The organism is Pseudomonas sp. T8, from assembly GCF_024610635.1.
GTDB lineage: Bacteria > Pseudomonadota > Gammaproteobacteria > Pseudomonadales > Pseudomonadaceae > Aquipseudomonas > Aquipseudomonas chlororaphis_I.
This window is the reverse complement of record NZ_CP102374.1, coordinates 4,963,885-4,981,686: the sequence shown is the minus strand read 5'-3', so window position 1 is coordinate 4,981,686 and position 17,802 is coordinate 4,963,885. Positions and strand designations below refer to the sequence as shown.

Below are 17,802 nucleotides of genomic sequence, written 5' to 3'. Positions count from 1 at the left end.
CGCAACTCGCTCTTAAGCAAATTGCTTGGGTGTTATATGGTCAAGCCTCACGGGCAATTAGTATTGGTTAGCTCAACGCCTCACAGCGCTTACACACCCAACCTATCAACGTCGTAGTCTTCGACGGCCCTTCAGGGAACTCAAGGTTCCAGTGAGATCTCATCTTGAGGCAAGTTTCCCGCTTAGATGCTTTCAGCGGTTATCTTTTCCGAACATAGCTACCCGGCAATGCCACTGGCGTGACAACCGGAACACCAGAGGTTCGTCCACTCCGGTCCTCTCGTACTAGGAGCAGCCCCTCTCAAATCTCAAACGTCCACGGCAGATAGGGACCGAACTGTCTCACGACGTTCTAAACCCAGCTCGCGTACCACTTTAAATGGCGAACAGCCATACCCTTGGGACCGGCTTCAGCCCCAGGATGTGATGAGCCGACATCGAGGTGCCAAACACCGCCGTCGATATGAACTCTTGGGCGGTATCAGCCTGTTATCCCCGGAGTACCTTTTATCCGTTGAGCGATGGCCCTTCCATACAGAACCACCGGATCACTAAGACCTACTTTCGTACCTGCTCGACGTGTCTGTCTCGCAGTCAAGCGCGCTTTTGCCTTTATACTCTACGACCGATTTCCGACCGGTCTGAGCGCACCTTCGTACTCCTCCGTTACTCTTTAGGAGGAGACCGCCCCAGTCAAACTACCCACCATACACTGTCCTCGATCCGGATAACGGACCTGAGTTAGAACCTCAAAGTTGCCAGGGTGGTATTTCAAGGATGGCTCCACGCGAACTGGCGTCCACGCTTCAAAGCCTCCCACCTATCCTACACAAGCAAATTCAAAGTCCAGTGCAAAGCTATAGTAAAGGTTCACGGGGTCTTTCCGTCTAGCCGCGGATACACTGCATCTTCACAGCGATTTCAATTTCACTGAGTCTCGGGTGGAGACAGCGCCGCCATCGTTACGCCATTCGTGCAGGTCGGAACTTACCCGACAAGGAATTTCGCTACCTTAGGACCGTTATAGTTACGGCCGCCGTTTACCGGGGCTTCGATCAAGAGCTTCGCGTTAGCTAACCCCATCAATTAACCTTCCGGCACCGGGCAGGCGTCACACCCTATACGTCCACTTTCGTGTTTGCAGAGTGCTGTGTTTTTAATAAACAGTCGCAGCGGCCTGGTATCTTCGACCGGCATGGGCTTACGGAGCAAGTCCTTCACCCTCACCGGCGCACCTTCTCCCGAAGTTACGGTGCCATTTTGCCTAGTTCCTTCACCCGAGTTCTCTCAAGCGCCTTGGTATTCTCTACCCAACCACCTGTGTCGGTTTGGGGTACGGTTCCTAGTTATCTGAAGCTTAGAAGCTTTTCTTGGAAGCATGGCATCAACCACTTCGTCACCTAAAAGGTAACTCGTCATCAGCTCTCGGCCTTAGAACCCCGGATTTACCTAAGATTCCAGCCTACCACCTTAAACTTGGACAACCAACGCCAAGCTGGCCTAGCCTTCTCCGTCCCTCCATCGCAATAACTAGAAGTACAGGAATATTAACCTGTTTTCCATCGACTACGCTTTTCAGCCTCGCCTTAGGGACCGACTAACCCTGCGTCGATTAACGTTGCGCAGGAAACCTTGGTCTTTCGGCGTGGGTGTTTTTCACACCCATTGTCGTTACTCATGTCAGCATTCGCACTTCTGATACCTCCAGCAAGCTTCTCAACTCACCTTCACAGGCTTACAGAACGCTCCTCTACCGCATCACTTACGTGATACCCGTAGCTTCGGTGTATGGTTTGAGCCCCGTTACATCTTCCGCGCAGGCCGACTCGACTAGTGAGCTATTACGCTTTCTTTAAAGGGTGGCTGCTTCTAAGCCAACCTCCTAGCTGTCTAAGCCTTCCCACATCGTTTCCCACTTAACCATAACTTTGGGACCTTAGCTGACGGTCTGGGTTGTTTCCCTTTTCACGACGGACGTTAGCACCCGCCGTGTGTCTCCCATGCTCGGCACTTGTAGGTATTCGGAGTTTGCATCGGTTTGGTAAGTCGGGATGACCCCCTAGCCGAAACAGTGCTCTACCCCCTACAGTGATACATGAGGCGCTACCTAAATAGCTTTCGAGGAGAACCAGCTATCTCCGAGCTTGATTAGCCTTTCACTCCGATCCACAGGTCATCCGCTAACTTTTCAACGGTAGTCGGTTCGGTCCTCCAGTCAGTGTTACCTAACCTTCAACCTGCCCATGGATAGATCGCCCGGTTTCGGGTCTATACCCAGCGACTAAACGCCCTATTAAGACTCGCTTTCGCTACGCCTCCCCTATTCGGTTAAGCTCGCCACTGAATATAAGTCGCTGACCCATTATACAAAAGGTACGCAGTCACAGAACAAAGTCTGCTCCCACTGCTTGTACGCATACGGTTTCAGGATCTATTTCACTCCCCTCTCCGGGGTTCTTTTCGCCTTTCCCTCACGGTACTAGTTCACTATCGGTCAGTCAGTAGTATTTAGCCTTGGAGGATGGTCCCCCCATATTCAGACAAAGTTTCTCGTGCTCCGTCCTACTCGATTTCATGACTAAGAGACTTTCGCGTACAGGGCTATCACCCACTATGGCCGCACTTTCCAGAGCGTTCCGCTAATCTCAAAGCCACTTAAGGGCTAGTCCCCGTTCGCTCGCCACTACTAAGGGAATCTCGGTTGATTTCTTTTCCTCAGGGTACTTAGATGTTTCAGTTCCCCTGGTTCGCCTCTTGCACCTATGTATTCAGTACAAGATAACCATCTTATGATGGCTGGGTTCCCCCATTCAGACATCTCCGGATCAAAGTCTGTTTGCCGACTCCCCGAAGCTTTTCGCAGGCTACCACGTCTTTCATCGCCTCTGACTGCCAAGGCATCCACCGTATGCGCTTCTTCACTTGACCATATAACCCCAAGCAATCTGGTTATACTGTGAAGACGACATTCGCCGAAAATTCGCGATTAAACTCACAAATTTTACCTTAGCCTGAATAAACACCAGTGAAAGTGCTATCCAGTCTATCTTTCTATCACATACCCAAATTTTTAAAGAACGATTCTGATAAAGATCAGAAATCAACATTCATCGCCAATCAGCGGAATGCTCATTTCTAAGCTTTAAACGATGGACACCAATCTGTAATGGTGGAGCCAAGCGGGATCGAACCGCTGACCTCCTGCGTGCAAGGCAGGCGCTCTCCCAGCTGAGCTATGGCCCCGTATCGCTACAGGGTGCACCAGTAATTGGTGGGTCTGGGCAGATTCGAACTGCCGACCTCACCCTTATCAGGGGTGCGCTCTAACCAACTGAGCTACAGACCCAATCGTCTTCTTCAATGAATCAAGCAATTCGTGTGGGAGCTTATGAAGCAGCTGATGTCGTCGATTAAGGAGGTGATCCAGCCGCAGGTTCCCCTACGGCTACCTTGTTACGACTTCACCCCAGTCATGAATCACACCGTGGTAACCGTCCTCCCGAAGGTTAGACTAGCTACTTCTGGTGCAACCCACTCCCATGGTGTGACGGGCGGTGTGTACAAGGCCCGGGAACGTATTCACCGCGACATTCTGATTCGCGATTACTAGCGATTCCGACTTCACGCAGTCGAGTTGCAGACTGCGATCCGGACTACGATCGGTTTTATGGGATTAGCTCCACCTCGCGGCTTGGCAACCCTCTGTACCGACCATTGTAGCACGTGTGTAGCCCAGGCCGTAAGGGCCATGATGACTTGACGTCATCCCCACCTTCCTCCGGTTTGTCACCGGCAGTCTCCTTAGAGTGCCCACCATTACGTGCTGGTAACTAAGGACAAGGGTTGCGCTCGTTACGGGACTTAACCCAACATCTCACGACACGAGCTGACGACAGCCATGCAGCACCTGTCTCAATGTTCCCGAAGGCACCAATCCATCTCTGGAAAGTTCATTGGATGTCAAGGCCTGGTAAGGTTCTTCGCGTTGCTTCGAATTAAACCACATGCTCCACCGCTTGTGCGGGCCCCCGTCAATTCATTTGAGTTTTAACCTTGCGGCCGTACTCCCCAGGCGGTCAACTTAATGCGTTAGCTGCGCCACTAAGAGCTCAAGGCTCCCAACGGCTAGTTGACATCGTTTACGGCGTGGACTACCAGGGTATCTAATCCTGTTTGCTCCCCACGCTTTCGCACCTCAGTGTCAGTATCAGTCCAGGTGGTCGCCTTCGCCACTGGTGTTCCTTCCTATATCTACGCATTTCACCGCTACACAGGAAATTCCACCACCCTCTACCATACTCTAGCTCGCCAGTTTTGGATGCAGTTCCCAGGTTGAGCCCGGGGATTTCACATCCAACTTAACGAACCACCTACGCGCGCTTTACGCCCAGTAATTCCGATTAACGCTTGCACCCTCTGTATTACCGCGGCTGCTGGCACAGAGTTAGCCGGTGCTTATTCTGTCGGTAACGTCAAAATACTCACGTATTAGGTAAGCACCCTTCCTCCCAACTTAAAGTGCTTTACAATCCGAAGACCTTCTTCACACACGCGGCATGGCTGGATCAGGCTTTCGCCCATTGTCCAATATTCCCCACTGCTGCCTCCCGTAGGAGTCTGGACCGTGTCTCAGTTCCAGTGTGACTGATCATCCTCTCAGACCAGTTACGGATCGTCGCCTTGGTGAGCCATTACCTCACCAACTAGCTAATCCGACCTAGGCTCATCTGATAGCGCAAGGCCCGAAGGTCCCCTGCTTTCTCCCGTAGGACGTATGCGGTATTAGCGTCCGTTTCCGAACGTTATCCCCCACTACCAGGCAGATTCCTAGGCATTACTCACCCGTCCGCCGCTCTCAAGAGAAGCAAGCTTCTCTCTACCGCTCGACTTGCATGTGTTAGGCCTGCCGCCAGCGTTCAATCTGAGCCATGATCAAACTCTTCAGTTCAAACATCTTTGGGTTTTGAGAAAACCCTAAACTTGGCTCAGCAATCGTTGGTTACATCTTTGATTTCTCGCGGAGTAACTTGTGATGCTGATAATCTTTCTGACTATCAGTCTGACTCCACAAGCACCCACACGAATTGCTTGATTCAGTTGTTAAAGAGCGGTTGGTTAAGTCTTTCGCCTCAACCGAGGCGCGCATTCTACAGCAGCCTCTGTATCTGTCAAGCGGTTATTTTAAGAAGTTTTCAAAGTTTCCTTTGCAACTTCAACCACTTGCGCTTCCGATCTCTCGTCAGCGGGAGGCGAATTCTACAGCGTTACACGCTGCTGTCAACACCTCTTTTTCTCCGCTTTCGACCGAGAAGATCGAACCGTCAATCCGGCGAAAACACACTGCCGAACCGACTCCTTCGGGCCTCGATGAACTGAAGTGTACCGCTGCCGAAAACCGCGTAACTCGTTGAATCTCAAGGAGTTTTCCGTTTCGACTGCGCCGGAAGTGGGGCGAATTATAGAGAGATATAATTCGCCGTCAACACCTATTTTCAGTTTTATTCGGATTTAAGCGTAATACGTGCAAAAGCCTTCTTTCCGGCCTGGCAAACATGAGTCGAGCCGATCGCCCATATAAAGGAACGCTCAACCACCTCACCATCCACACGCACCCCACCTGAGCCAAGCAGGTCACGCGCCATCGCCGAGTTCTTTACCAAGCCGGCCTTATTAAGGACAGCCGCGATCGGCATGTCTTCAGCAGCAGCCAGCTCGATCTCAGGCAGGTCATCCGGCAGCTCACCATCCTTCATACGGTTACCCGCCGCACGATGAGCATTCGCCGCAGCCTCTTCACCATGGAAGCGCGCAACGATCTCTTCAGCCAGCTTGATCTTGATATCCCGCGGATTCGCACCTGCCTCGACATCCGCCTTAAAGGAAAGGATCTCCTCCATGGAGCGGAAGCTCAGCAGCTCAAAGTAACGCCACATCAAGGCATCCGGAATGGAAACCAGCTTGCTGTACATGACACCTGGCGCTTCCTGGATACCCACATAGTTACCCAGCGACTTGGACATCTTCTTGACGCCATCCAACCCCTCGAGCAATGGCATCGTCAGAATGCACTGAGCTTCCTGACCATAACCGCGCTGCAGCTCGCGCCCCATCAACAGGTTGAACTTCTGATCGGTACCGCCCAACTCCACATCAGCACGCAGCGCTACCGAGTCATAACCCTGAACCAGCGGATAGAGGAACTCATGAATGGCAATTGGCTGGTTAGTGGAGTAGCGCTTGTCGAAATCGTCACGCTCGAGCATGCGAGCAACGGTGTACTGGGAAGTCAGGCGAATGAAGTCCGCAGGCCCCATCTTGTCCATCCAGGTGGAGTTGAAGGCCACCTCGGTTTTCGCCGGATCGAGAATCTTGAACACCTGACTCTTGTAGGTCTCGGCATTCTCGAGGACCTGCTCGCGAGTCAGTGGCGGGCGGGTTGCACTCTTGCCGCTCGGATCACCGATCATCCCGGTGAAATCGCCGATCAGGAAGATCACCTGGTGCCCCAGATCCTGGAACTGGCGCAGCTTATTAATAAGCACGGTGTGACCCAGGTGCAAATCCGGCGCCGTCGGGTCGAAGCCAGCCTTAATACGCAGCGGCTGGCCGCGCTTGAGCTTTTCGATCAGCTCGGACTCGACCAACAACTCTTCCGCACCACGTTTGATCAGCGCTAGCTGCTCTTCAACCGACTTCATAACAGACCCGCAAGGCTCAGATTCAAAGGGAACCAACCATACAAGATCAGCGCCCAATTACAAGTTTTGCCCGGCGTATGGATGGTTTTCCACGAACAGAACGTCCGCAGGCTTGCTTAACAGATGATTTGGTTATATTTTATACAGTTATTTCATCTTCATCATGTCATTCATCTTTTCCAATTCATCTTTTTCAAAGTCAAAATTACCTATGACCACAGAACCGCCTAAAGCCCCGCCGCTTTATCCGAAGACCCACCTGCTCGCCGCAAGTGGCATCGCCGCCCTCCTCAGCCTGGTGCTCCTGGTATTCCCTTCCAGTGATGTAGAAGCCAAAAGAACAACTCTGAGTCTTGATCTGGAAAGCCCAGCCGAGCAACTGACACAAGATCAAGACGCTGCAGACGCCGTACAAGCCACAAATGAAGCCGTACCGTCCCCGTTCGCGCAAATCGAAAACAGCCCCGAAGACACCGCAAAGACTGCTGAAACCGCTCAAGAACAGCCTGCTCCAGCCCTAGCAGAAGAAAAGAAGACGGCTAATCACAGGGAAGTCATTGTTGCCAAGGGCGACACCCTTTCCACGCTATTCGAGAAGGTCGGCCTGCCAGCCACCTCGGTGCACGAAGTGTTGGCCAGCGACAAGCAGGCCAAGCAGTTCACCCAGTTGAAGCGCGGCCAGAAACTTGAGTTCGAACTGGGCCCGGACGGCCAGTTGAACAACTTGCACAGCAAGGTCAACGACCTGGAAAGCATCACCCTGACCAAAGGGCCAAAAGGCTTCGCCTTCAGCCGTATCACCGCCAAGCCCATGGTGCGCACGGCCTACGTTCATGGCGTGATCAACAGCTCGCTGTCGCAATCCGCAGCCCGTGCCGGCCTCTCTCACAGCCTGACGATGGACATGGCCAACGTCTTTGGCTACGACATCGACTTTGCCCAGGATATTCGCCCGGGCGACGAGTTCGACGTGATCTACGAGCAGACCGTCGTCAATGGCAAAGCCGTGGGCTCCCGCAACATTCTCTCTGCGCGTTTCACCAACCGTGGCAAGACCTACACCGCGGTGCGTTACACCAACAAACAAGGCATGAGCAGTTATTACACCGCTGACGGCAATAGCATGCGCAAGGCCTTTATCCGTACGCCAGTGGACTTCGCACGTATCAGCTCGCGTTTCTCCATGGGCCGCAAACACCCGATCCTGAACAAGATCCGCGCTCACAAAGGCGTCGACTACGCAGCCCCTCGCGGCACGCCAATCAAGGCTGCCGGCGATGGCAAGGTGCTTCTGGCCGGGCGTCGTGGCGGATACGGCAACACCGTGATCATCCAGCACGGTAACGCTTACCGCACGCTGTACGGCCATATGCAAGGCTTCGCCAAAGGCGTCAAGACCGGCGGAACCGTCAAGCAGGGCCAGGTGATCGGCTACATTGGCACCACCGGGCTTTCCACGGGCCCGCACTTGCATTACGAGTTCCAGGTCAATGGCGTTCACGTCGACCCACTGGGCCAGAAGCTGCCGATGGCTGACCCGATTGCCAAAGCGGAACGCGCGCGTTTCCTGCAACAAAGCCAGCCGCTGATGGCGCGGATGGATCAGGAAAAAGCCACCCTGCTCGCTTCGAACAAGCGTTAAGCATGGCGCTCTATATAGGTGTGATGTCCGGGACCAGCCTTGATGGCCTGGATATCGCACTCATCGAGCAAACCCCGGCGATCAGGCTGATCGCCACGCATTACATCCCCATGCCCGAATCCCTGCGCGCCGAGCTGCTTGGCTTGTGCGCCAGCGGCCCCGATGAAATCGCCCGCTCTGCCATCGCCCAACAGAACTGGGTGAAGCTGGCCGCCCAGGGCATTCATAGCCTCCTTGCTCAACAACAGCTGAAACCCGCAGATATTCGCGCTATTGGTAGTCATGGCCAGACCATCCGTCATGAGCCAGCCCGCGGTTTCACGGTCCAGATCGGCAACCCGGCCCTGCTGACAGAGCTCACTGGAATCACTGTGGTCAGCGACTTCCGCAGCCGCGACGTCGCCGCTGGCGGCCAGGGCGCCCCACTGGTGCCGGCCTTTCATGAGGCGCTCTTTGATCGAAGTGCCGGCAAGCGTGCAGTCTTGAACGTCGGCGGCTTCAGCAACCTGAGCCTGATCGAGAGCGACAAGCCGGTTGCCGGCTTCGATTGCGGTCCAGGCAACGTTCTGCTGGATGCCTGGATCAATGCCCAACGTGGCGAGAACTACGATCGCGACGGCCAGTGGGCCGCCAGTGGTCATGTTGAGCCGATGCTGCTGAACGCGCTGCTCAGCGACCCGTTCTTTGCCACTCAAGGCCCGAAGAGTACTGGCCGCGAGGTGTTCAACCTGGAATGGCTACAGGGGCATCTGGCTCGTTTGCCGGCCTTTGCCCCCGAAAACGTACAGGCAACGCTCCTGGAGCTGACAGCACTGACCATCGTCGAGTCGCTGCAAGTCGCACAGAACGATACCCAGGAGCTGCTGGTCTGCGGCGGCGGCGCTCACAACGCAGCCTTGATGAGTCGCCTATCCAGCCTACTGCCCAACACCAAGGTCAGCAGTACCGCCACCCACGGCGTCGATCCGGACTGGGTTGAAGCCATGGCGTTCGCCTGGCTGGCCCACTGCTGCCTCGAAGGCATCGCCGCCAACCGCCCAAGCGTCACCGGTGCCCGCGGCCTGCGTGTATTGGGCGCGATCTACCCCGCCTGATCGCCAGACAGCAAAACGCCGCAGAGCCCGAAAGCCCTGCGGCGCCTGATAAAACCTTGACCAGCGATCAGATCGAGAACGAAGAACCGCAACCGCAGGTGGTCGTGGCATTCGGGTTCTTGATCACGAAGCGCGAACCTTCCAGACCTTCCTGATAATCCACCTCGGCACCCGCCAGGTACTGGAAGCTCATCGGATCGACCACCAGGCTGACGCCTTCGCGCTCGACGATGGTGTCGTCATCCGCGACTTCTTCATCGAAAGTGAAGCCGTACTGAAACCCTGAACAACCGCCGCCCGTAACGAATACGCGCAGCTTCAAGCGATCATTACCCTCTTCATCGACCAGGCTCTTCACCTTGTGCGCGGCACCGTGGGTGAATTGCAAAGCCGTGGGGGTGAAGGATTCGACGCTCATGCTGACTATCTCCCGGCGTTACGCCGCCATAATGCGTGATGACGCGCATTATCCGCTTCTCCCAGAAAAGCGGTCAACTATTGTTACGGTATATCAATAAGCCCGGGGCTCACCGCAGAATGCAAAAAGGCCCGTAACGGGCCTTTTGCTGAAGCAGGCAGGCGCCTTAAGGCAGCATGCCAGCGTGGGACAGGCCCAGGCGCTCGTCCAGACCGAACAGGATGTTCAGGTTCTGTACGGCCTGGCCCGAAGCACCTTTGACCAGGTTGTCGATCACCGACAACACGACCACCAGATCGCCATCCTGCGGACGGTGCACGGCAATCCGGCAGACGTTGGCGCCTCGCACGCTGCGGGTTTCCGGATGGCTGCCCGCCGGCATCACATCCACGAACGGCTCGTTGGCATAACGTTTCTCGAACAGCGCCTGCAGGTCCACAGACTTGTCCACGACAGTGGAATAGAGCGTCGAGTGAATGCCGCGGATCATCGGCGTCAGGTGCGGCACGAACGTCAGGCCGACATCCTTGCCCGCCGCACGGCGCAGCCCCTGGCGAATCTCCGGCAGGTGACGATGCCCCTTGACCGCATAGGCCTTCATGCTTTCCGAGGTCTCGGAGTACAGGGAGCCAACGCTGGCCCCCCGGCCGGCGCCACTGACACCCGACTTGCAGTCGGCGATCAGCCGCGAAGTATCGGCCAGCCCAGCTTCCAGCAATGGCAGAAAGCCGAGCTGGGTAGCGGTCGGATAGCAACCCGGAACAGCGATCAGACGCGCCTGCTTGATCTGCTCGCGATTGACTTCAGGCAGGCCATAGACGGCTTCGTCGAGCAATTCAGGGGCGCCGTGGGGCTGGCCGTACCACTTGGCCCACTCATCGGCGTCCTGCAGACGGAAATCCGCCGACAGGTCGATGACCTTGGTACCCGCAGCCAGCAGCTCACCCGCCAGGGCGTGGGCAACGCCGTGCGGCGTCGCGAAGAACACCACATCGCAGGCACCGAGGGTCTTGATGTCTGGAACGCTGAATGCCAGGCCGTCATAGTGGCCTCGCAGGTTCGGGTACATATCGGCAACGGCAAGGCCTGCCTCGGATCGGGAAGTGATGACTACCACTTCAGCCTGCGGATGCTGTGCCAACAGACGCAGCAGTTCGACACCGGTGTAACCCGTGCCGCCGACGATACCGACCTTGACCATAAACCTGCCCTCAACGAACCCACTGGAAAGCCGTCGATGATAGGGGCCGAAAGACCCTGCGACAACCGTCAAGGTGACGTGCGGACGCTCCTGCCTCTACTATCTGCGCTACCGTGAACCTGGGAATAACCTAAATGCTCTATCTGTGGCTCAAAGCCTTTCACATCGTCAGTCTGGTCTGCTGGTTTGCCGGTCTGTTCTACCTGCCACGCCTGTTCGTTTATCACGCTCAAAGCGAAGACACGATCAGCAAGGAACGCTTCAGTATCATGGAGCGCAAGCTGTACCGCGGGATCATGGGGCCGGCGATGATCGCCACGCTGGTTTTCGGTATCTGGCTGCTGAGCCTGAACCCCAGCGCCTACTTCGGCCAGGGTGGCTGGATGCATGCCAAGCTGACCCTGGTAGTCATCCTGATTGGCTACCACCACATGTGCGGCGCCCAGGTGAAACGTTTTGCCCGTGGCGAAAACACCCGCAGCCATGTCTTTTACCGCTGGTTCAATGAAGTGCCAGTTCTGGTATTGCTGGCTATCGTAATTCTGGTCGTCGTCCGGCCGTTCTAACTCCAACTAGCCGTTCATTATTCGGGGTACTTCCAATGTCGCTGCCCGCTCTGCTCGAACAACGCTTGCGCTTGCCTGTCGTGGCTGCGCCGATGTTCCTGATTTCCAACCCACAACTGGTTCTGGCGTGCTGCCGCAACGGTGTAGTGGGCAGTTTCCCTGCCCTCAACCAGCGTGAAAGCAGTGGCTTCAAGGCCTGGCTGGAAGAAATCGAAGCAGGCCTTGCGACCCTGGAAAACCCCGCACCCTATGCCGTCAACCTGATCGTGCATCACAGCAACCCACGCTTGAACGCCGACCTGGCGATCTGCATCGAACACAAGGTGCCTATCGTCATCACCAGCCTCGGGGCGGTGAAGGAGTTGGTCGATGCGGTGCATGCTTATGGAGGCCTGGTCTTCCATGACGTCACCACCCGACGCCACGCGGAAAAAGCTGCCGAGGCCGGGGTCGACGGCCTGATCGCAGTAGCCGCCGGCGCCGGTGGTCACGCCGGGACCTGGAGCCCGTTCTCCCTGATCGCCGAAATTCGCCAGTTCTTCGACAAGACGCTGCTGCTGGCTGGCTGCCTGAACCATGGCCACGAGATACTCGCCGCACAGTTGCTTGGTGCCGACCTCGCCTACTTCGGCACGCGCTTTATCGGCACCACGGAAAGCCACGCGCCGGAAGCCTATAAAGAGATGCTACTGAGCGCCAAGGCCGCCGACATCGTCCACACCGCAGCGGTCTCCGGGGTTCCGGCAAGCTTCATGCGCCAAAGCCTGGAAAACGCCGGCTTCGACCTTGCCGCCCTGCAGGGTAAAGGCGAAGTCAACTTCGGCTCGAAACTCAAGCCGCTCAGCGACGAAGCCAAAGCCTGGAAAACCGTGTGGTCCGCCGGACAAGGCGTCGGCGAAATCGATGACTTGCCGAGTGTCGATCAACTGGTCGCCCGCCTGGACGCCGAATACCGTGCCGCACAGGAACTGGCCGCTCGGCTGCCGCAACGCTGGCCACGCTGAATCGCTGATGTTTTTTGGCCAGCAACGGACGGCTGGCCTTAAACTATCGCCCTGCGAAAGCCCTCTCTATAAAGCCGACAAGGAAGCCCTGCATGAGCGAAAACCGTTTCAAGATCGTATTTGACGGGGCTCTGCTTCCGGGTGTCGACATCGAACATGCCAAGCAGAAAATCGCCAAGCTGTTCAAAAGCGATATCGCCGCGATCGAGCCTCTGTTCAAGGGGCAAAACATTACCCTCAAGCGCGACCTCTCCCAGCAGGATGCGGATATTTATCTCGCCGCGCTGAACCAGGCCGGTATCGCCCCACGCGTAGAACCGGATCTTGCCCCAGGCGCCAGCCAACCGACACCTCAACCTGCTCCCCCGGCGCCAGCCCCTTCGCTTTCGGTGGACTTGCCTCAAGCAGGCCCCACCGCGACAAGTGACTGGCAACGCCCGACACCGACACCAGCGCCAGAACCCATGGCCGGCGCGGACACTTCGCCCTATACCCCGCCTCAAGCCACAGTGGGTGATCCCCTTCCCGAGTTTGGCGAGCTGAAGTTCTATACCGTCGATGGCCGCATCGGGCGCCTGCGCTATCTCGCCTGGACCCTCGTGCTGATCCTGCTGACTACCCTCGTCGGCGGCTTCCTGACCGCGGCTCTGGTCGGCAACGGCCTGCAGGTGACGGGAATGATCTTCCTCGGCGTCGTAGCACTGGCCTTCGCCTATCTGAACATCACCATTTCCGTTCAGCGCCTGCATGACCTGGGCTGGTCGGGCTGGCTCTGGCTGTTGAACTTGCTGCCATTTGTGTACGCGGTGTTTCCGCTGCTGCTGGCGGTCCTGCCGGGCAACACCGGCGCCAATCGTTACGGCGCGCCGCCTCCGCCAAACAGTGGAGCGGTCAAGGGGCTTGCCGCGCTGTGGATAATCGTTTTGCTGCTGTCCTTCATTGGCGGGCTCAGCTCGGTCTAAGGCGCCCAGGATGGCAGCAGCGAAAGCAGCAAGCCCGCCCTGGCCACCTGTAGACTATCGGATTGAAATAACGCGCCGGTGCCTGGGACTTTCCCCACAGGCGACCGACCGTTGCAATGGAGAACCGCATGACCCGTTACGCTCTGATCACCGGCGCCTCCAGCGGCATAGGCCTGGCATTGGCCGAAGCACTGGCCCGGCGTGGCCGCAGCCTGATCCTGGTGGCCCGGCAGCGTGATCAGCTGGAAAGCATCGCCATCGAGTTGACCCAGCGTTTTGGCGTCGAGGTGCTGTTCCGCGCCTGCGACCTGTCCGAGCCTTTGCGGCTTTCGGGCTTTCTGCTGGAGCTGGAGGAAGGCGACCGGCAGATCGACCTGCTGGTGAACTGCGCCGGCATCGGCACCTGCGGGCCGTTCCTCGCCCAGGACTGGATGACCGAACAGGACCTGATCGAAGTGAACATTCTCGCCCTCACCCGGCTTTGCCATGCCCTGGGCAACAGCATGGCCTTGCAGGGCGGCGGACAGATTCTCAACGTCGCCTCGATCGCCGGCTTCTATCCCGGCCCCTGGATGAGCACCTACTACGCCAGCAAGGCCTATGTGCTGCACTTCTCCGAAGGCCTGCGCGAAGAGTTGAAAAACAATGCGGTGAAGGTTTCGGTACTCTGCCCCGGCCCGACCCGCACCGGTTTCTTTGATACCGCCCAGTTGAACACCAGCAAGCTCAACGACAGCAAGCTGCTGATGAGCCCGGAAGAAGTCGCGCTGTACACCGTGCGCGCCCTGGAAAAGAACCGCGCCATTATCATCCCCGGCCGCCGCAACCGCTGGTTCGCGTTCAGCCCGCGCCTGGGTTCGCGCTGGCTGACCCGCAAGATTTCCGGCGCCGTCAACAAAGCCTATTGCCCGCGCTGACCGGGCAATCATCTAAGGCTGGGCGCACTCGGCTTGCCTGAGTACACTCAGCCCGGACCAACACAACGGAGAAACAGCTGTGGATACTCTGTTCACCAAGATCATCAACCGGGAAATACCGGCGAAGATCATCTACGAGGACGACCAGGTTCTGGCCTTCCACGATATCGCCCCACAGGCCCCCGTGCATTTCCTGGTAGTTCCGAAAAAGCCGGTGCGCACCCTCAATGACCTGACCGAAGACGACAAGCTGCTGGCCGGACATATCCTGTTCACCGCCCAGCGCCTGGCCAGGGAACTGGGTTGCGAGGAAGGCTTCCGCGTCGTCATGAACTGCAATGAACTCGGCGGCCAGACCGTGTATCACATTCACATGCACGTTCTGGGTCAGCGCCAGATGCACTGGCCGCCGGGCTGATCCCCGCCCAAAGTGCGCGACAGCACACTTCTCGCCCGGTTTGCCGAGAGTGTGCTGATCCAGCGCAGGCCTCTGCCCATCGATTGGGGTAAACTGGCCGCCGTGATTCTTCCCGGAGGTAAGCATGACTACCCAACGTCACTACTCGCCGATTGACCGTCTACTGCTGCAGGCAGATGCGGCAATGCGTACCTTGCTGCCCTTCAGTGGCCAGCCTTATCGCCCTTCCCCTGCCATCGTGCAGCCGGAGGTGCAGATGAGCGAAGAGGACACCAAGCATGTCGCCGGCCTGATGCGCATCAACCATACCGGCGAAGTCTGCGCCCAGGCGCTGTACCAGGGCCAGGCCCTGACCGCCAAGCTGCCGCACGTGCGCGCCGCCATGGAGCACGCCGCGGAAGAAGAAATCGACCACCTGGTCTGGTGCGAGCAACGCATTCACCAGCTGGGTAGCCACACCAGTGTGCTCAACCCACTGTTTTACGGCATGTCGTTCGGCATCGGCGCGGTAGCCGGGCTGATCAGCGACAAGGTCAGCCTGGGTTTCGTGGCTGCTACTGAAGATCAGGTGTGCAAACACCTCAACGAACACCTTGAGCAATTGCCAGCCGAGGATGAAAAGTCCCGGGCGATTCTCGAGCAGATGCGCATCGACGAAGAACAACACGCCGAAAGCGCGCTGGACGCAGGGGGATTCCGCTTCCCCACGCCGGTGAAGTTCGGCATGAGCCTGCTGGCCAAGGTCATGACCAAAAGCACTTACCGGATCTGATCGATACAAATCGCAGGCAAAAAAAGGGCGCTTTTTCAGCGCCCTTTCTTTTGCCACGAATTCAGGATAGTCGGATGGCGACTCAACCGAGCTCGACGATTTCGTAATCGTGAGTGATGGCAACCCCGGCCGCACCGAGCATGATCGATGCCGAGCAGTATTTTTCCGCCGACAGCTCGATGGCGCGCTTGACCTGGGCTTCTTTCAACCCGCGGCCCTTGACCACGAAGTGCATGTGAATCTTGGTGAAAACCTTGGGGTCCTCGGTCGCACGCTCGGCGTCGAGGAAGGCTTCGCAACTTTCGACAGCCTGGCGGGACTTTTTCAGGATGCTGACCACGTCGAAGTTGCTGCAACCGCCTACGCCGAGCAGGAGCATTTCCATCGGGCGCACGCCCAGGTTACGACCGCCGGCTTCCGGCGGGCCATCCATTACCACCACATGACCGCTGCCCGATTCCCCGAGGAACATGGCTTCGCCAGCCCATTGGATGCGTGCCTTCATCGCCAAGACTCCACTGCTAAAAAAGGGTCGCCAGCTTAGCACAGGGCCTTGGACGGCAGCGCTTTGCCTGTTCCGGTGCCACACTCAGTTCTGATAGGAAAATTCTTAATTACCCAAAGGATGTGTCTGTTAAGCTGGCGCCAAATCGCTGGCGCATTGCCAGCTATCGGCGATCCTGCTTGACCGCCCCATAAAAAAACCAAATCACACCGTGCTGTCTTTTCGGGATACAACCATGGTTGCTCTTGCCCCTACACCCAAGATCAAGAACCTCGACAAGCTGTTGATGCACTGCCAGCGCCGCCGCTATCAGGCCAAGAGCAACATCATCTGCGCCGGTGACCAGTCGGACACGCTGTTCTTCATCATCAAAGGCTCGGTCACCATCCTGATCGAAGACGATGACGGTCGGGAAATGATCATCGCCTATCTCAATGCCGGGGATTTTTTCGGCGAGCTGGGCCTGTTCGAACAGGCCGGGCATGAGCAGCAGCGCAGCGCCTGGGTACGCGCCAAGGTCGAATGCGAAGTCGCGGAGATCAGCTATGCGAAATTCCGTGAGTTGTCTCAACAGGACCCGGACATTCTGTATGTGCTCAGCGGCCAGATCGCCCAGCGCCTGCGCAACACCACCCGCAAGGTCGGCGACCTGGCGTTCTTCGATGTCACCGGGCGCGTAGCCCGCTGCCTGCTCGAACTGTGCAAGCAGCCGGATGCCATGACCCACCCGGACGGCATGCAGATCAAGGTGACCCGTCAGGAAATCGGGCGAATCGTCGGCTGCTCACGGGAAATGGTCGGCCGGGTGCTCAAGGACCTCGAAGAACGCAACCTGGTCCATGTCAAAGGCAAGACCATGGTGGTGTTCGGCACCCGCTAGAGCGGCAGGAACTGCGCCAGCATCTGCCGATACAGGGTATCCAGGCGCTCGATGGCATTCGGCGCGGCGAACGCCTCATGCAAGGCGATATGGCTCTCGGCACGGCAACGCTGCTCCAGGCCACAGGCCTGGTTGAACCGATTGACCGCCGCGACCATGGTTTCCCGCTCGTCATCCAGCAACAGCGCGCCATGCACCAATCCAACCGGACGCGTCCCACCCTTGCTCTGACGCCAACGCTGGGCGGTGCCAACCATCTTGCGCCCGTTGAGATTGACGTTGAACCGGCCATCGCAGAAAGCGCCCTCGACTTCACCCAGGGAAGGTTCGCCCCCCAGCTCGGAAAGCAGGTCGCAGATCGGCTGGCACAAACGGCGATAGCCGGTTTCGATCCGGTTCTGGTCACCCTCACTGCGAGGCGGCGCATAGACCAGCGCGATATTGATCGTCGCAGCCGATTGCGGCACCGGCTCCCCGCCGGTTTCCCGTAGCAACACCGGCCAGCCACTGGCGGCCAGTGCCTCGCAAGCCTGCTCAAACCCCGGCAAACGACTCAAGCGCCGCGGCATCACCAGCGCCCTGTCACTCGGTTGCCAGAACAACAGGCCGTACTCCTGGTCACCGCTGCATACCTGGGCGAGCAGATCCTGTTCGGCCTGCAGACCGGCTTCGACGGTCAGGGAAAGGGGCTGGGTCATGACAGTAAAGGTCCTTTGCGATAGGTA

The 17,802-nt window shown here is 57.3% G+C and carries 14 protein-coding genes, 2 tRNA genes and 2 rRNA genes; 9 read left to right on the top strand and 9 right to left on the bottom strand.

What is annotated here, in order from left to right:
- Nucleotides 1–36: 36 nt before the first annotated feature.
- From NRG23_RS22415 to tyrS, 5 genes are all read right to left on the bottom strand, one after another.
- A 23S ribosomal RNA gene (locus NRG23_RS22415) occupies nt 37–2,928 on the bottom strand.
- Between the two features lie 239 nt (nt 2,929–3,167).
- Nucleotides 3,168–3,243, bottom strand: a tRNA-Ala gene (locus tag NRG23_RS22410).
- A gap of 26 nt (nt 3,244–3,269) precedes the next feature.
- Nucleotides 3,270–3,346: transfer RNA gene (locus NRG23_RS22405), tRNA-Ile, on the bottom strand.
- Nucleotides 3,347–3,411: 65 nt separating this feature from the next.
- A 16S ribosomal RNA gene (locus tag NRG23_RS22400) occupies nt 3,412–4,948 on the bottom strand.
- The 16S and 23S rRNA genes sit together here with 2 tRNA genes alongside, the layout of an rRNA operon.
- 550 nt (nt 4,949–5,498) lie before the next feature.
- The gene (gene tyrS, locus NRG23_RS22395; protein WP_257372161.1) at nt 5,499–6,698 is read right to left on the bottom strand and encodes a tyrosine--tRNA ligase; all 1,200 of its coding nucleotides are present in this window, start codon (nt 6,696–6,698) and stop codon (nt 5,499–5,501) included.
- A 211-nt stretch (nt 6,699–6,909) separates the two neighbouring features.
- Here tyrS and NRG23_RS22390 point away from each other — a divergent pair, with 211 nt between their 5' ends.
- On the top strand, nt 6,910–8,340 hold the full coding sequence (locus NRG23_RS22390) for a peptidoglycan DD-metalloendopeptidase family protein (RefSeq protein WP_257375088.1): 1,431 nt from the start codon (nt 6,910–6,912) through the stop codon (nt 8,338–8,340).
- 2 nt (nt 8,341–8,342) lie between these two features.
- Nucleotides 8,343–9,434 (top strand): anhydro-N-acetylmuramic acid kinase, encoded by a 1,092-nt coding sequence (locus NRG23_RS22385; protein WP_038636396.1) that lies wholly within the window; start codon nt 8,343–8,345, stop codon nt 9,432–9,434.
- 67 nt (nt 9,435–9,501) lie between these two features.
- Here NRG23_RS22385 and erpA read toward each other — a convergent pair whose 3' ends face one another.
- Nucleotides 9,502–9,852: an iron-sulfur cluster insertion protein ErpA gene (gene erpA / locus NRG23_RS22380; protein ID WP_007906865.1), complete on the bottom strand. Its 351-nt coding sequence runs from the start codon at nt 9,850–9,852 to the stop codon at nt 9,502–9,504.
- Nucleotides 9,853–10,018: 166 nt separating this feature from the next.
- Nucleotides 10,019–11,053 (bottom strand): N-acetyl-gamma-glutamyl-phosphate reductase, encoded by a 1,035-nt coding sequence (argC, locus tag NRG23_RS22375; protein ID WP_009051133.1) that lies wholly within the window; start codon nt 11,051–11,053, stop codon nt 10,019–10,021.
- Between the two features lie 134 nt (nt 11,054–11,187).
- On the opposite strand from argC, the gene hemJ reads away from it, so the two are divergent.
- The 6 genes from hemJ (at nt 11,188) to coq7 (ending at nt 15,692) form a co-directional block, all read left to right on the top strand.
- On the top strand, nt 11,188–11,619 hold the full coding sequence (gene hemJ, locus NRG23_RS22370; protein ID WP_097135126.1) for a protoporphyrinogen oxidase HemJ: 432 nt from the start codon (nt 11,188–11,190) through the stop codon (nt 11,617–11,619).
- Nucleotides 11,620–11,654: 35 nt separating this feature from the next.
- Nucleotides 11,655–12,623, top strand: coding sequence for a nitronate monooxygenase family protein (locus tag NRG23_RS22365; RefSeq protein WP_009051135.1), 969 nt, complete (start codon nt 11,655–11,657; stop codon nt 12,621–12,623).
- A gap of 92 nt (nt 12,624–12,715) precedes the next feature.
- Nucleotides 12,716–13,585, top strand: a complete 870-nt coding sequence (locus NRG23_RS22360; protein ID WP_038636392.1) for a DUF805 domain-containing protein — start codon at nt 12,716–12,718, stop codon at nt 13,583–13,585.
- A 128-nt stretch (nt 13,586–13,713) separates the two neighbouring features.
- Complete coding sequence (locus NRG23_RS22355; protein WP_009051137.1) at nt 13,714–14,502, top strand: SDR family oxidoreductase; 789 nt, start codon at nt 13,714–13,716, stop codon at nt 14,500–14,502.
- 79 nt (nt 14,503–14,581) lie between these two features.
- Nucleotides 14,582–14,920 carry a histidine triad nucleotide-binding protein gene (locus tag NRG23_RS22350; RefSeq protein ID WP_007930180.1) on the top strand — a complete coding sequence of 113 codons (339 nt, stop codon included), beginning with the start codon at nt 14,582–14,584 and terminating at the stop codon, nt 14,918–14,920.
- 124 nt (nt 14,921–15,044) lie between these two features.
- Nucleotides 15,045–15,692, top strand: coding sequence for a 2-polyprenyl-3-methyl-6-methoxy-1,4-benzoquinone monooxygenase (gene coq7, locus NRG23_RS22345; protein WP_028683514.1), 648 nt, complete (start codon nt 15,045–15,047; stop codon nt 15,690–15,692).
- Between the two features lie 82 nt (nt 15,693–15,774).
- Here coq7 and NRG23_RS22340 read toward each other — a convergent pair whose 3' ends face one another.
- Nucleotides 15,775–16,197: an OsmC family protein gene (locus NRG23_RS22340; protein WP_009045862.1), complete on the bottom strand. Its 423-nt coding sequence runs from the start codon at nt 16,195–16,197 to the stop codon at nt 15,775–15,777.
- A gap of 235 nt (nt 16,198–16,432) precedes the next feature.
- On the opposite strand from NRG23_RS22340, the gene crp reads away from it, so the two are divergent.
- Nucleotides 16,433–17,077, top strand: coding sequence for a cAMP-activated global transcriptional regulator CRP (gene crp / locus NRG23_RS22335; protein WP_009051139.1), 645 nt, complete (start codon nt 16,433–16,435; stop codon nt 17,075–17,077).
- On the opposite strand, the gene NRG23_RS22330 is transcribed toward crp, so the two are convergent.
- Nucleotides 17,074–17,775 (bottom strand): lipoate--protein ligase family protein, encoded by a 702-nt coding sequence (locus NRG23_RS22330; protein ID WP_028683513.1) that lies wholly within the window; start codon nt 17,773–17,775, stop codon nt 17,074–17,076. The genes crp and NRG23_RS22330 overlap by 4 nt on opposite strands.
- Between the last annotated feature and the right edge of the window lie 27 nt (nt 17,776–17,802).

Coding starts and splice junctions, on each gene's coding strand:
- tyrS (WP_257372161.1), bottom strand. CDS start 6,698: ATGAAGTCGGTTGAAGAGCAGCTAGCGCTGATCAAACGTGGTGCGGAA.
- NRG23_RS22390 (WP_257375088.1), top strand. CDS start 6,910: ATGACCACAGAACCGCCTAAAGCCCCGCCGCTTTATCCGAAGACCCAC.
- NRG23_RS22385 (WP_038636396.1), top strand. CDS start 8,343: ATGGCGCTCTATATAGGTGTGATGTCCGGGACCAGCCTTGATGGCCTG.
- erpA (WP_007906865.1), bottom strand. CDS start 9,852: ATGAGCGTCGAATCCTTCACCCCCACGGCTTTGCAATTCACCCACGGT.
- argC (WP_009051133.1), bottom strand. CDS start 11,053: ATGGTCAAGGTCGGTATCGTCGGCGGCACGGGTTACACCGGTGTCGAA.
- hemJ (WP_097135126.1), top strand. CDS start 11,188: ATGCTCTATCTGTGGCTCAAAGCCTTTCACATCGTCAGTCTGGTCTGC.
- NRG23_RS22365 (WP_009051135.1), top strand. CDS start 11,655: ATGTCGCTGCCCGCTCTGCTCGAACAACGCTTGCGCTTGCCTGTCGTG.
- NRG23_RS22360 (WP_038636392.1), top strand. CDS start 12,716: ATGAGCGAAAACCGTTTCAAGATCGTATTTGACGGGGCTCTGCTTCCG.
- NRG23_RS22355 (WP_009051137.1), top strand. CDS start 13,714: ATGACCCGTTACGCTCTGATCACCGGCGCCTCCAGCGGCATAGGCCTG.
- coq7 (WP_028683514.1), top strand. CDS start 15,045: ATGACTACCCAACGTCACTACTCGCCGATTGACCGTCTACTGCTGCAG.
- NRG23_RS22340 (WP_009045862.1), bottom strand. CDS start 16,197: ATGAAGGCACGCATCCAATGGGCTGGCGAAGCCATGTTCCTCGGGGAA.
- crp (WP_009051139.1), top strand. CDS start 16,433: ATGGTTGCTCTTGCCCCTACACCCAAGATCAAGAACCTCGACAAGCTG.
- NRG23_RS22330 (WP_028683513.1), bottom strand. CDS start 17,775: ATGACCCAGCCCCTTTCCCTGACCGTCGAAGCCGGTCTGCAGGCCGAA.